The sequence below is a fragment of the Sorangium sp. So ce394 genome (genome assembly GCF_051474665.1).
Taxonomy (GTDB): Bacteria; Myxococcota_A; Polyangia; order Polyangiales; family Polyangiaceae; genus Sorangium; species Sorangium cellulosum_D.
In genome coordinates this window covers 6080451-6093874 of record NZ_CP150339.1, presented here as the reverse complement: position 1 = coordinate 6093874, position 13424 = coordinate 6080451, and the positions used below count along the sequence as shown (strand labels likewise).

The 13424-nt window shown below is 75.0% G+C and carries 10 protein-coding genes; 5 read left to right on the top strand and 5 right to left on the bottom strand.

Annotated elements, in window-relative coordinates; genetic code table 11:
- Positions 1 to 170: 170 nt before the first annotated feature.
- Positions 171 to 1262 carry a DUF72 domain-containing protein gene (locus WMF33_RS22250; protein ID WP_437339017.1) on the bottom strand — a complete coding sequence of 364 codons (1092 nt, stop codon included), beginning with the start codon at positions 1260 to 1262 and terminating at the stop codon, positions 171 to 173.
- Positions 1263 to 1863: 601 nt separating this feature from the next.
- Here WMF33_RS22250 and WMF33_RS22245 point away from each other — a divergent pair.
- The 3 genes from WMF33_RS22245 (at position 1864) to WMF33_RS22235 (ending at position 7392) form a co-directional block, all read left to right on the top strand.
- Entirely contained in the window at positions 1864 to 5268 is a 3405-nt protein-coding gene (locus WMF33_RS22245; RefSeq protein WP_437339016.1) for a hypothetical protein, read from the top strand.
- Between the two features lie 193 nt (positions 5269 to 5461).
- Positions 5462 to 6754, top strand: coding sequence for a hypothetical protein (locus tag WMF33_RS22240; protein ID WP_437339015.1), 1293 nt, complete (start codon positions 5462 to 5464; stop codon positions 6752 to 6754).
- A complete protein-coding gene (locus WMF33_RS22235) occupies positions 6754 to 7392 on the top strand; it encodes an ATP-binding cassette domain-containing protein (protein WP_437339507.1) in 639 nt (212 codons plus the stop codon). The genes WMF33_RS22240 and WMF33_RS22235 overlap by 1 nt, the downstream gene beginning before the upstream one ends.
- A gap of 45 nt (positions 7393 to 7437) precedes the next feature.
- On the opposite strand, the gene WMF33_RS22230 is transcribed toward WMF33_RS22235, so the two are convergent.
- From WMF33_RS22230 to WMF33_RS22215, 4 genes are read right to left on the bottom strand one after another with little or no spacing between them, the layout of a single operon-like run.
- Positions 7438 to 8181, bottom strand: a complete 744-nt coding sequence (locus WMF33_RS22230; protein ID WP_437339014.1) for a hypothetical protein — start codon at positions 8179 to 8181, stop codon at positions 7438 to 7440.
- Positions 8182 to 8190: 9 nt separating this feature from the next.
- Positions 8191 to 8898: a class I SAM-dependent methyltransferase gene (locus WMF33_RS22225; protein ID WP_437339013.1), complete on the bottom strand. Its 708-nt coding sequence runs from the start codon at positions 8896 to 8898 to the stop codon at positions 8191 to 8193.
- Between the two features lie 41 nt (positions 8899 to 8939).
- Entirely contained in the window at positions 8940 to 10232 is a 1293-nt protein-coding gene (locus tag WMF33_RS22220) for an alpha/beta hydrolase (protein WP_437339012.1), read from the bottom strand.
- Positions 10233 to 10234: 2 nt separating this feature from the next.
- Positions 10235 to 11098: a bifunctional 5,10-methylenetetrahydrofolate dehydrogenase/5,10-methenyltetrahydrofolate cyclohydrolase gene (locus WMF33_RS22215; protein ID WP_437339011.1), complete on the bottom strand. Its 864-nt coding sequence runs from the start codon at positions 11096 to 11098 to the stop codon at positions 10235 to 10237.
- Positions 11099 to 11249: 151 nt separating this feature from the next.
- Here WMF33_RS22215 and WMF33_RS22210 point away from each other — a divergent pair, with 151 nt between their 5' ends.
- Both WMF33_RS22210 and WMF33_RS22205 read left to right on the top strand, forming a co-directional pair.
- Positions 11250 to 12626: a nicotinate phosphoribosyltransferase gene (locus WMF33_RS22210; RefSeq protein ID WP_437339010.1), complete on the top strand. Its 1377-nt coding sequence runs from the start codon at positions 11250 to 11252 to the stop codon at positions 12624 to 12626.
- 79 nt (positions 12627 to 12705) lie between these two features.
- Positions 12706 to 13389 (top strand): cysteine hydrolase family protein, encoded by a 684-nt coding sequence (locus tag WMF33_RS22205; protein ID WP_437339009.1) that lies wholly within the window; start codon positions 12706 to 12708, stop codon positions 13387 to 13389.
- The last annotated feature ends 35 nt before the right edge of the window (positions 13390 to 13424 follow it).

The following is a 13424-nucleotide window of genomic DNA, read 5'->3' as shown; positions in this document are numbered from 1 at the left end:
TGCACGGATGACGCGGCGAGGAGAGCCCTTTTCGCGACCCGGAATCCTGAGGAGCGCGCCGCGCCGGCCCCGGGGCCGCCCGCGCGGGGCGCCTTTCCAGCCTGTTCCCGCCGCGGCGCGCGGCGGGCCGGCGCCCTCTGCGGAGCAGCGGGCGATCGGCCCGGGTCGGATCACCCGCCAGCGGCCGCGGTGGACCCCTGCCACGCCGCGGCGACCTCCTCGGCGATGGCGCGCACGGTGAGGGGGGCCGAGCCCTCGGCCTTGTTGTTCACCAGCACGTAGCTCTCGATGCGCAGCGCCGCGGCCTCGCAGAGGAGCCGCGCGACCTCCGCGCGCATGGCGGGATCGGGCTCGACGATCCGGTTGAACGGGTGGAACCGCCGCTGCTCTGCCTCGTAGCGGCGACCGGGCTTGAGCAAGAGCCGGACGATGGCGAACGGCGCGTTGGAGACGGGCACCACCTCCGCCTGGGCGCCGGGAGATGGCATGTTGCGCCAGTAGCTGTAGGTGTGGGCGACGCCGTGCGCGCCGAGGATCTCCCGGTACTCGCCGGTGAGATACGCCCGCTCCCGGAGCTCGACGGCGTAGGCGAGCTCGCGCGGCAGCGCGCCGAGGAAGGCGTCGAGCCGCTCGAAGAAGGCGCGCGGCGGGAGCCGGTGGGGCGGGCCGACCGGCGGCAGCTCGAGCAGCACCGGCCCCGCGTGCGGCCGGAAGACCGAGAGCAGCGGCGCGGCGACGCGCGACAGGAAGAGCGGGACCGACAGGAAGTCGGGGTTCGGCTCGGCGCGGCCGCGGTTCGCGCCGCGCCCCTCGTCGCCGTCCGGCGGCGCCTCGGAGCGCTGGAGCGTCTGGGACACGACGGCGTGCAGCGCCTTCGGCACGCAGCGGAAGCCGTCCGGCAGCTGCGCTCTATAACGAAGGAAGTCGCTGTCGGGGATGGGGGCGTAGAAGCTCCGGTCGATGCCGACCGTCGTGAGCAGCGGGTGGCGCGCGTACTCGGCGAGGCCGTCGCGCGCGAGCTCCTCCGTGCTCCGCCGCCCGGCGTAGACGAGGCCCTGCCAGCCCGGGAAGCTCCACGAGCTCGTGCCGAGGTGCAGCCCTGCCGGCAGCCGCGCCGCGAGGCGGGCGGCGTCGTCGTAGACCGCGGCCATCGCGTCGGGCTCCGGCGCCGCGGGCGCCTCGGCGGCGGCCGGCCGCGGCGCCTCACCGAACAGCGAGAGCTGCGAGGGGACAGCGCCACGGCGCCCGGGGGAGCGGCTCACCCGGGCGAGTCTACTGCTTCCGCCGCCCACCGGGAGCACCGCCGCGCCGGCCGGCGCGAGGTGCGCTCGCGCCCTGGGCCCACCGCAGCTTTCCGACGCGCGCCGCCTGCGTACGCGCGGCGGGAGGCGCGGTTTCTCCAGGAACTGCCGCAACTTCTTGCTCAAGTACGCAAGGTGCAATGTCGCGACGCGGCCGGCCAGCTGGCCGGCCAGCGTTTGGCCAGCGCGCCTGAGCCAAGGAACGTTCTGATTTTGGCTCTAACTCGTGAACGCCACGGCGCGGGGGAGGGAGCGACGTCGTTGGTACATCGCGTGCAATTGCTTCGAGGTGAAGACTAGGGCGGCGCTCCTCTGAGCGACGCCGCTTTTCTTACGCGCGCAGCAAGCCGCGGAGATCGCAGACCGCAAGCGATGGCGCCGCCGCCTCTCCCGAGACGGCAGCTCGCCGCCGCCCGCCGGCCGCGCGATCGCCCGGCCGACGCCGGGCGCGCGGGTGTGAGATCGCGCGTCATCGCGCGTCGATGCGGCGGCGGACCGGCTGGTCGCTGCATGGTTGTCATTGTCCTAATTCGAACCTGATCAAATACGATCGGAGGGATGAATGCGTAGTTATCGTGGACTGGTATCTCTCTTTCTTCTGGGGCTCGGGATGGCGGGCTGCGGCGGCGAGGACACCCCCTCTTCCATCGCGGCTCCCGCCAGCAACCCCCCCCAGGCGGCCAAGACGTACGGCCGCGAGGTGAAGGGCGGCCGTGTGCACCAGGGCAGGGACATCGCCCTTCCGGCCACGCGCTCGCTGAACGCGGCCGACGTGCTGCCGCTGGTGAAGGACGAGCTGAAGATCGCGCTCGGCCCGCTCACCGCGAGCGACTTCGAGACCGCGAGCCAGCATGTCGAGCGCACTCCGGCCCGCGCCACCCTCAGCCATGTGAGCTACCGTCAGGTCCGCGACGGCGTGCCGATCTTCGGCACGTACCTGAACCTGACCCTGCGCGCCGACCGGAACGGCGGGAGCAAGCTGGCGGCGTCGAGCCACCATCTCTACCAGGACGCCGCCGTCGACACAGTGGACAAGGTCGGCGAGGAGCGCGCGAACGCGCTCGCCCGGCAGGTCCTGCGCGCGCAGCCGGACGCGCGCGTGGCGAAGGCCGAGCGGGTGATCCGCCCGATCGCGGGCGCGCTCCAGATGGTCTGGGACATCAGCCTCGCCGGCCGCCACGAGCGCGTGCTCGTGATCGCCAACGGCCCCTCCGCCGGCCGGGTCCTCACGATCGACGACCGCGTGTTCGAGGTCGTGAGCGGCTCGGTGTCCGGCTTCACGGTGAGCGGCGGCGCCCCGGGCGCGTCCGGCGGCACCGTCGCGCAGACGAGCCTCCCGCACGCGCGCGTCACGGGCCCCGGGACCCTCGTCCACGCCGATGCCGCGGGCGCCTTCAGCCTCGACGTGCCGCTCGGCTCGCCCCTCCAGGCGACGCTGAACGGCCGCGCGGCGACGGTCGAGAACGTGTCGGGGCCGAACCTCGTGGCCGCCGCCGCGGCGGCCCCGGGGGTCGGCCTCGTGTTCTCGTCGGCCGGCGCGAGCGAGCAGGAGATCGCGCAGACCACCGCCTATCGCTACGTGGACGCGGCGCGCTCGTTCCTCGAGGCGAACGGCCTCGCGCCGGACGCCCTCGGCGAGCCGCTGCCGACGAACGTCAACCTGAACGACTTCTGCAACGCGTACTACGATCCTGGCGCGATCAGCATCAACTTCTTCCTGTCGGGCGGCGGCTGCAACAACTCCGCGATCGACAGCGTGATCGCCCACGAGTACGGCCACTTCGTCGACGATCGGTTCGGCGGGATCTACGACGGCGGTCTGTCGGAGGGGTGGGGCGACACGCTGGCTTGCCTGCTGCTCAAGGACCCGCTCGTCGGCGGGGGGATCACCGACGACGGCGGGCTGATCCGCACGTGCGACAACGATTACGTGTATCCGCCGGGCGGCTGGGACGAGGCGCACAACCTCGGGCAGTCGTGGGCCGGCTTCGTGTGGCACGCCCGCGCCAACCTGGTCGGCGAGCTCGGCGAGGCGGCCGGCGACGCGCTCGCCCGCGCCCTGGTGCTGCCCTCCTTCCCGTCGAACGCGCCCGACATCCCGACGGCCGTGCGCGAGGTGTTCCTGCGCGACGACGACGACGGCAACCTGGAGAACGGGACGCTCCACTGGGGCGCCCTCTGGGCTTCCGCCCAGCTGCACGGGCTGACCTTCGCGCTCACCACCGACGTCACGCCGCCGGGGCAGGTCACGGATCTGACCGCGATCGACGCCGGGGCCACGTCGGCGGTCGTGCAGTTCACCTCGCCTGGCGACGACGGGCTCGAGGGCACGCCGACGGCGTACGAGATCCGCTGGTCGCTGTACCCGCTGGACGACAGCAACTTCGCCTCCGCGAAGCTGACGTCGGCGCCGCCGGCGCAGCCGGCCGGCTGGCTGGTGCAGGCGCAGGTCGAGGGCCTGCCGCCCTCCGCGACCGTGTACGTCGCCATGCGCGCCGTCGACGAGGCGGGCAACGTCGGGCCCGTGTCGAACAACGTCCAGGTCACGACCGAGGGCGGCCTCGTTGTGTACTCGGAGGGCTTCGAGGGCGACTCGGGCGGCTGGAGCTCCGACGGCCTGTGGCACATCACCACGCGCCGCGCGTCCGAGGGCGAGCGGTCGTTCTGGTACGGCCTGGAGGAGACCGGCACCTACGACACGGGCACGTGGAACGCGGGCACGCTGACGCTGCCGGTCATCGATCTCACCGGCGTGTCGAGCCCGTTCCTCGTCGTCGACCAGTTCATCCAGGTCGAGGGCGGCCTGTACTACGACGCGGCGACCATCGTCGTGACCGATATCGACGATCCCGGCAACGTGGCGGTGTTCCCGAGGACGACCTCGTGGACGAACGGCACGTTCGAGCCGCGCTTCGAGTCGCTGGCGGGCTTCGCGGATCGGCGCATCACCATCGCGTTCAGCTTCGACACGATCGACGGCGCCATCAACGACCTCGAGGGCTGGTACATCGACAACGTGCGCATCATCGGCGAGGAGACGACCTCCTGCGCGCACAGGAAGTGCGAAGAGGGCGGTGCGCTCGACCCGGCCTGTGACCCGTGCGTCGCGTCGATCTGCCAGCTGGATCCGTACTGCTGCGACGTCGCGTGGGACAGCGCGTGCGTGAACGAGGTCGCGTCGATCTGCGGCGAGACCTGCGAGGTCGACACCTGCGGCGACGGCGTGTGCGGCGAGGGCGAGGACTGCGGCAGCTGCTCGCTGGACTGCGGGTCGTGCCCGACCTGCGAGCACGAGGTCTGCGACCCGGGCGCGCCGCTCGACCCGGCGTGCGACCCGTGCGCTCAGGCGGTGTGCGCGGCGGATCCGTACTGCTGCTCCAACGAGTGGGATCGGGTGTGCGTCGAGCAGGCCGCGAACACCTGCGGCGTCGTGTGCCAGGACGCCTGCGCGCACGACCTGTGCTCGCCCGGGGGCGCGCTCGATGCGCAGTGCGACCCGTGCGCTCAGGCGGTGTGCGCGGCGGATCCGTACTGCTGCAACAACTCGTGGGATCGCGCGTGCGTCGAGCAGGCCGCGAACACCTGCGGGCTGACCTGCACGCAGGCGTGCAGCCACGACCTGTGCTCGGCGGGCGAGGGGCTCGACCCGTCGTGCGATCCGTGCGCGAGCGCGGTGTGCGCGGCGGATCCGTACTGCTGCAACAACGCGTGGGACGCGCGCTGCGTGGACCAGGCGGCGTCGGCGTGCGGCCTCTCCTGCGGCTGCAGCCACGACGTGTGCGACACCGGCGTGGCGCTCGACGCCGGGTGCGACTGGTGCGTCTCGGAGGTCTGCGCGCAGGATCCGTACTGCTGCAACAACGCGTGGGACGACCGCTGCGTCGGCGCGGCGAACAACGTCTGCGGCCTGACCTGCTCGTTCGACGCCAGGGCGGCCGCGCTCCCGCGCGAGCCCGCCCGCCGGTGAGGTCGGCGCCGGGGCCGCGCCGCGGCCCCGGCCGGCCTGCCGGCGCGGCCGGCGCCTCCGATCCGGATCCATCCCCGTAGAACATCGTCGCAGCGAGGGGGCCGTGTGCCCCCTCGCTGCGTTCGTGCGCGGCGCTGCCCTGGTCGCATTTCCGGTGGGAAGCGCCCGCCCGCCGCGGGTACAAGCACCTGACGTGCTGCGCCGCTTCGCCCTCGTCCTGCGCGTCCTGGTCTCGACGGCCGGCAAGGACGCCTTCGCCCGCGCCATGCCGCTCTACATGGGGCTCGGCGTGGTCGGCGCGGTCGTGTTCGGCGGCAACGGGATGCACCCCGCGCAGCTCACCGGCCTCGCGGGCGAGTCGCTCCCGTTCCGGCTCGCGCTGTGGGCCGCGTGGCTGCTCGTCGGGACGCCCGCGGCGCGCGCGCTGCTCCGCGCCCCGGCGACCTTCTTCCTCCGCGCGCTGCCGGTCCCGCGCCTCCAGCTGCTCGCCGCGCACGCGCTGCTCCTCGCCGTCGCCGAGCTCCCCTGGGCGCTGCTCTGGGCGTTCGGCGCCGGCCCGCTCGCCGGCTGCGCCGCCTGCGCCGCCGCGCTCGCGGCGCACGGCATGCTCGTCGCGCGGCCGCGGGGCGGCCGCGAGCTCGCCGCGCTCTCGCTGCTCGCCATCGCGATCCTGCTCGGGGCGCGGGCGCCGCTCCTGCTCGCGTGCGCGGCGCCCGCGCTCGCCCTCGGGCTCCGCGCCGCCGTCGTCCGCGCGCCGGAGGTCCCGCCGGGCCGCGAGCTCCCGCTCATCCCGCAGGCCGCGCCCGCCCGCGGCGGCGCGCCCCTCGCGCTCTCGCTCGCCTACGTGGCGGCGCTCCTGCGCGGCCATCGCGCGGTGCTCCTGCGCGGCGGCGCGCTCACGCTGATCGGCGCGCTCGCCGCGGCGGCGTGGGCGCGGAGCAGCGAGCCGCTCGAGGACGCGTCGCTCGCCGGCGCGTCGCTCGTCGCGCTCGCGCCGTTCGCGCTCTGCGCGGGCGCCGGCTTCTCCGGCCCGGTGCTGCGCGAGGAGCGGCGGATCGCGTGGCTCCTCGACGCCTGCGGCGCGTCGGCCCCGCTCCGGGCGGTCGCCGCCGCCGCCGCGGTGGCCGCGCCGCTCGCCGCCCTCGGGCTCGCGCACGGGGCGGCGGTCGCCGCGCTCACCCGCGCGGCGCCCCTCGCGGCGCTGCGCCTGCTCGGCGGCGCGGGCCTCGCGGGGCTGCTCCTGTCCGGGGTCGCGCTCGGCTGCGTGCGCTGGTCCGTGCGGCAGGACGGCCGCGACAGCAGCCGGGTGCTCCTCTCGGTGCTCGCCGCCGTCGTCGCGGCGACCGTGGCCGCGTGGATGCTGGACGAGATCGCGCTCGCGGCCTGGGCCCCGGCGGCCGCGCTGCTCGCGGGGCCCGCCGGCGCGCGCTGGCCCGCGCCGCGCGGCGCGCGCGGCGCCAGGGCAGGGGAGAGGAGGGCGGGGTGATGCTCGAGGCGGCGGGGATCTACAAGCGGCTCGCGGGCAGGGACGTGCTCTCGGGCGTCGACCTCCGCTGCGGGCCCTCGGACGTGGCCGTGGTGATGGGCGGCAACGGCGCCGGCAAATCGACCTTGCTGCGGATCGTCGCCGGGCTGCTGGAGCCCGATCGCGGCGCCGTCGTCCTCGGCGGCGATCCGGTCCACGGCGGCGGCGTCGCGGCGCGGCGCCGGCTCGGCTACGCGCCCGACGCCACCGAGGCGCTGCCCGACCTGCAGGTCTGCGAGCTCGTCGCCCTCGTGACGGCGCTCAAGCAGGCGCCGCCGCTCGATCGCGCGTGGGTCGAGCGGATCGGCGCGGGCTCGTTCTTTCGTCAGCGCCTCTCCGGGCTGTCGTTCGGGCAGCGCAAGCGCGCGCTCCTGCTCGCCGCGCTCGTCGGCGACCCGTGGCTGCTCGTGCTCGACGAGCCGACGAACGGGCTCGATGAAGGCGGCGCGCGCGTGGTGCTGGACCTCATCGCGGAGCGCCGCGCCGAGGGGAAGGCGACCCTGCTCACGACGAACGATCCGGCGCTCGCGTCGGCGCTCGGCGATCGGCCGCGCTGGCTGAGCGAGGGGCGGCTCGGCGCGGCCGGGGTCGCGCCTTGAGGTGGACGCCGACGGCGTGATCCCGGCGCAGGGCGCTCGCGACCTCTACCGGGGCGGTCGCGGGCAGAGCTGCTTCTTCAGCTCGTCCATCCCCGCTGCGCCCTTCACCGCCATCGAAGCCAGCCGCTCGACCTTGGGCGCGAAGGAGCAGTCGACAGGCTCGTTCGGCGCCTGGTCCAGCAGCGATCCGACCTTGTCGGAGGGGCCCTCCGCGCTCTTCCTCGTGCAGAGGATCGGGCTGCCCTGGTGGTAGTAGTACCTGCGCTGCACGAGGAGCGTCTTCGGGGGCTCGCCGAAGGGAAAGGCGTCGTTGAGGGCGAAGATGAGCCGGCCGCGATCATAATAGAACTGGTAGGTGGACCCGGCGTCTCCCGCGGCGATGTCCTTCAGCACGGCCTTCGAGACAGCGCCGTTCTTCTGGTGCAGCCGAACCTCGGCGCTCCCCTCGCTGCTCGGGCAGTCCATGCGAAGATCGCTCGTCTGCAGGCCTTTGTCCGCCTGGATCTCCGCGTACTTCTTCCGGATTTCATCGATCCGAGGGTCGCCCGACGCCTCCGGGGCGGCGCCCTGGTGCTCGGCGTCCGCCGCGGCGTCGGGGGCCGCCGTGCTCGGCGTTGGCTGGGCGGTCGCCGGGGCGGCGGCCGGGGCGGCGGCCGCGGGCGGCGAAGCGCGGTGCTCGCCGCCCGTCGCTGCAGCTGCGCTCGACGAGGAGGAGGCAGGCGCCGTGGCGCCGCGCCCGCAGCCGGCGGCGAGCAGGACGCCCGCGAAGATCATCGCCAATCGACTCATGATGAGGCCCTATTCTCCATCGTGGGTTGAATCCACCTCGGCGCCCCCGGGGAGCGGGAGCAGCCGCAGCACCCGCGCCTCGCGCGTCTCGCGCCCCTCCAGATCGAGCGACGTCGGGACGAGGCAACGCGCGAGCTCCTCGACGCCTTCCGCGGGGCAGTAGGCGCGCCCCGGATCGCCGACGAGCACGTCCGCCGGCCCCGCGGCCTGTCGCCGCAGCCAGGGGAGCATCCGGTCGACCATCGCGCGCTCGTAGAAGATGTCGCCCGCCACGATGACGTCCCACGCGCCGCGGGCGGCGCTCGCCGTGAGATCCTCCGCGATCACGTCGACGGCGACGCCGTTCTGGGCCGCGTTCAGCGCGATCGCGGCCGCGGCGAACGGGTCGATGTCGGCGGCGCTCACGCGCGCGGCGCCGGCGAGGACCGCGGCGATGGCGACGATGCCGCCGCCGGCGGCGAGGTCGAGCACGCGCTTGCCCGCGACCGCGGCGGGGCGATCGAGCAGGTACCGCGCGAGCGCCTGCCCGCCGGCCCACGCGAACGCCCAGTACGGCGGCGGCACGCCCGCGCGCGCGAGCGCCGCCTCGGTCGCGTGCCAGAGCGGCGTGACCTCGGTCGCGAGGTGGAGCCTCACCTCGGGGACGAGCGGCGGGCTGGCCACGGCGGTCTCGCGCGCCACGAACGCCGCGGCGCTCCCGGCAGGGGAGAGGGCCACGGCAGGCCCGCGGGGCTCCGGCGCCGGCTCGAGATCCCGCGTCACAGCGCCTCGAAGATCCGGAGCGGCTCGGCCACGCGCGCGGCCCACGCCGCCTCGTCGTGCTCGGCCCCCGGGTGCCATGCGTAGAACACGCTCTCGCCCTCCACGTACGGCGACCGCGCCCCCGCGAGCGCGCCGCGCAGCTGGCGGTTCTCGCAGTAGTTGTCGGCCGCCGCCGGGTCGTCGTCCTCGATGCCGTCGCCGTCGTCGTCCACGCAGTCCCCGCCGCCGCCCGAGTCCAGGTAGAGCGCCGCCGCCGGCTCGGCGTGCGCCGCGTACCGCTCGATCATCGTCTCGTGGCGCACGCCCGCCCCGATGCTGCCCCAGCCCATGGTGCCGGACAGGCTCGCGGCGAACGCGTACTCGCCCCGGTGGCGATCGGCGGCGTGGAAGCTGATGAGCCCCCCGAGCGACGAGCCCATGATCCCGACCGGACCCGGCTCGCCGTAGCGCGCCCGGATCAGGGGCCGGACCGTGTCGCGCACGAAGTCGGCGTACGCGTCGCCCATCCCGCCGATCAGCGCGCCGCCGTCCTCGATGCGATCCGTGACGTGGGTGTACTCGGAGAGCCGCGCCGCGGTGCTGTCGATGCCGACCAGGAGCACCCCGGGCGGCGCGTGATCCTGCAGGTGCCAGCCGCCCGCCGGGCCCGCTGGGTCGAAGAGGTTCTGGCCGTCGTGAACGTAGAGGACGCGCTCCACGTCCCCCTCCGGCACCCACACGCGCACGGTGCGCGGCTCCATCGCCGCGTCGCCCACGCCGAAATGACGCTCGAGGTGCGCCGCGCTGGGCGCGACGAGGCTCATCTCGCCGAAGGCGTCGTAGGTGATCGCGCGCGACCAGGGATCGGCCGCCCACGCGGTGCGGTCCGTGAGCTTGTAGCGAGCGCCCGCGGGCACGTTCAGCACGATCCAGTGGAAGCCGGCGTCGCTCGTCATCTCGGCGCCGGTCCACCCGTCGTGATCGCCCGCGAGCAGGCGCAGGCTCGCGCTCGTCGAGACGAAGAGAACCCCGCCGTCCACCGGGACGGGCCAGCCGGTCCGCGCGGCGTGCGCGAGCAGCGCCGCGTCGCGGTCTTCCCGCAGCTCGTCGAGGATCGCCTCGACCGAGGTCCCGCTCTCGACCGAGGTCCCGCTCGCGCCGCCGCCGTGTCCACCGACGCCCGCGCTCGCGGCGCTGGACGCGCGCGGCGCGCCGCCGGCCTCCGCGGCGTCTCCGCAGCCGGCCAGCGCCGCGAGCCCCGCGACCGCCGCCGCCCGTCCCATCGCCGCGAGCCAGCCCGGCGCCGCCACGGCTACCGCTTCGCGACCCGCGCTTCCGCCGCGCGCAGCGTCGTCTCCAGCAGCGAGGCGATCGTCATCGGGCCGACGCCGCCCGGCACCGGCGTGATCCAGCCGGCGCGCTCCCTGGCGGCCTCGAAATCGACGTCGCCCACGAGCTTGCCCGCGTCGTCGCGGTTCGTGCCGGCGTCGATCACCGCGGCGCCCTCCTTGATCCAGTCGCCCCGGATGAGCTTCGCCTTGCCGACGTCGGCGACGACGATGTCGGCCTCGCGGCAGAGCGCCGGCAGGTCGCGCGTGTCGGCGTGGGCGACCGCGACCGTCGCGCCCTGCGCGAGCAGCAGCAGCGCCACCGGCCTGCCCACGAGGTCGCTCGGGCCGACCACCACGGCGCGGGCGCCGGCCAGCTTCACGCCCGCCTCGGCGAGCAGGCGCATGCAGCCGGCCGGCGTGGCCGGCGCGAGCCCGCCCGGTCGCCCCAGCGCGAGCAGGCCCGCGTTCACCGGGTGGAGGCCGTCGACGTCCTTCGCGGGATCGACGGCGTCGAGCGCGGCGTGCTCGCGGAGGTGCCGCGGCAGCGGCAGCTGGACGAGGATCCCGTCGACCGCGTCGTCCGCGTTGAGCTCCGCGATGCGCGCGAGCAGCTCCGCCTCGGTCGTGTCGACGGGGAGCGCGCGGAGCCGGCCTCGCATGCCGACCTCGTTCGACATCCGCTCCTTGCTCCGCGTGTAGCTCACGCTGGCCGGGTCCTCGCCGACGAGCACCACCTCGAGGCCGGGGGGCCGGCCGTGGGCGGCCGCGAAGCGCGCCACCCCCTCTCGCACCTCGTCGCGGACCTTCTGAGCGATCGCCTTGCCGTCCAGGATCTTCGCTGCCACGGCCGCGGAGCTTAGATCAGCCGCGGCCGCCCCGGGGGCGCGGCCCGCACGGCCCCCGCGCCGGCCTGCCTGGCGCGGCGCGCGGCGACCGATACGTCCGCGGCGCGATCTTCAGGTTGACCCGTCCGTCCAGCGTCTTTAGCCATGAACGGTGGACGCGCTGCACACCGACCTCTACCAGCTGACGATGGCCGCGGGGTACTTCCACCGCGGCATGGCCTCGCGCGTCGCGACGTGCGAGCTCTTCGTGCGGCGGCTGCCCAGGCACCGGCGCTTCCTCGTCGCGATGGGCCTGGAGCGCGCCGTGCGCTACCTCGAAGGGCTCCGCTTCACCGACGAGCAGATCGCCTATCTGCGCGGGCTCCCCGCCCTCGCGGACGCGATGACGCCGGCGTTCTGCAGCTACCTGCGCGACTTCCGCTTCCGCGGCGACGTCTGGGCCGTCCCCGAGGGGACCGTGTTCTTCCCGAACGAGCCGCTGCTGCGCGTCACCGCGCCGATCATCGAGGCGCAGCTCATCGAGACGTTCGCGCTGTCCGCCGTCAACTACGCCACCGCGATCGCGTCGAAGGCCGCGCGCATCGTGCTGGCCGCCGGCGACGCGGGGGTCATGGAGTTCGGCACCCGGAGGGCCCACCCGGAGGCGGCGGTCGACGCGGCGCGGGCCGCGTACGCGGTCGGCTGCGTCGGCACCTCGAACGTCGAGGCCGGAATGCGCTTCGGCATCCCGGTGCTCGGGACGGCCGCGCACATGTGGACCATGGCCCACCCGACCGAGGAGGCCGCGTTCGAGGGCTACGTCGCCGTCTTCCCGAACGCGGCGATCCTGCTCATCGACACGTACGACACGCTCGTCGGCGCCGCGCGCGCCGCCGCGGTCGCGCGCGACAAGCTGAAGGGGGTGCGCATCGACTCCGGCGACCTCGCCGCGCTCAGCGTGGCCGTGCGGAAGATCCTCGACGACGCCGGGTGCGCGTCGGCGAAGATCGTGGCCTCGGGCGATCTCAACGAGCACCGCATCGCCGAGCTCCGGCGCGCCGGGGCGCCCATCGACCTCTACGGCGTCGGGACGGACCTCGTGACGTCGATCGACGCGCCCTCGCTGGGCGGCGTCTACAAGCTCGTGGAGATCGGCGGCGCCGAGGCGGGCGCCGGCGGCGAGCGCACGCCCATCGCGAAGTTCTCGGAAGGGAAGGCGACGCTGCCCGGCGCGCACCAGGTGCACCGCTTCCGCGACCCGGCCGGCAAGCTCGCCCGCGACGTCATCGCGCTCGACGGCGAGCCCGCGGCTCCCGGGGCCGAGCCGCTGCTCGCGCCCGTGATGAGGCGCGGCGCCCGGGTCGCGCCGCCCGAGGGGCTCGACGCCGTCCGGGCGCGGGTGCGCGCCGAGATCGCCGGCCTGCCGGACGCGCTGCGGCGCATCGACGACGACCCCGCGCCGGGCGCGCCCTTCGCGGCCGAGGTGTCGCCGCGGCTCGGCGCGCTGGTCGAGGCGGTGCGCGCCCGCGTCGTCGCCGGCGCAGGATAGCGAGGGCCGGCGGGGCGCCGCGCGGCGAGGCCGCGGCGCGGCGCGCGCCTTTCGAGGGGAACGCGAGAGGAGAGAGGACATGGCGAGCAGCGATCCGACCCGGCAATCTCCGCACCCGAGGGTGTTCGTCGACGTCGACGTGCAGCGCGACTTCTGCGACGAGACCGGCGCGCTCTACGTGAAGGGCTCGCCGAACGCGCTGTTCCGGCGGCTCACCGCGCACGCCGTCGCGCGCGGGATCCCGATCGTCGGCTCGGTCGACTCGCACGCGTGGGACGCGTGGGAGTTCGGGTCGAACGACACCCCGGCGCCCGAGGGCGAAAAGCCGGGCTTCCCCGACCACTGCGTGAAGGGGACGCCGGGCTGGCTCAAGGTCGAGGGGACGCTGCCGCCGCGCTTCCGCTTCCTGCCGAACGTCGCGGAGGCGCCGATCGACGCCGCGGTGCGCGAGCTCGCGACGGGCAAGACCCACGCGGTCTACTTCGAGAAGGAGGTCTACAGCCTGTTCGCCAACCCCCTCGCCGAGGGCTTCCTGCGCGACCTCGCCGCGGCGCTCGGCGGCGCGCCGGAGCTCGTCGTCTACGGCGTCGCGACCGACTACTGCGTCCGCGCCGCCGCCCTCGGCCTCGTCCAGCGCGGCTACCGCACGACGGTCCTGACCGACGCCGTCGCCGGCATCACCGAGGCCGGCGTCGCCGCCGCGCTCGCCGAGATGCGGGCCGCCGGCGTCACCCTCGCGACCTCGTCGGCCGTGCTCGGCTGACGCCGTCGCGCGGCCGGCGAGGACCGCCGGGGCGC

Bases quoted from the DNA above. Each gene is read 5' to 3' on its own strand.
- WMF33_RS22230 (WP_437339014.1), bottom strand. From the start codon at position 8,181: ATGAGTCGATTGGCGATGATCTTCGCGGGCGTCCTGCTCGCCGCCGGC.
- WMF33_RS22245 (WP_437339016.1), top strand. From the start codon at position 1,864: ATGCGTAGTTATCGTGGACTGGTATCTCTCTTTCTTCTGGGGCTCGGG.
- WMF33_RS22205 (WP_437339009.1), top strand. From the start codon at position 12,706: ATGGCGAGCAGCGATCCGACCCGGCAATCTCCGCACCCGAGGGTGTTC.
- WMF33_RS22235 (WP_437339507.1), top strand. From the start codon at position 6,754: ATGCTCGAGGCGGCGGGGATCTACAAGCGGCTCGCGGGCAGGGACGTG.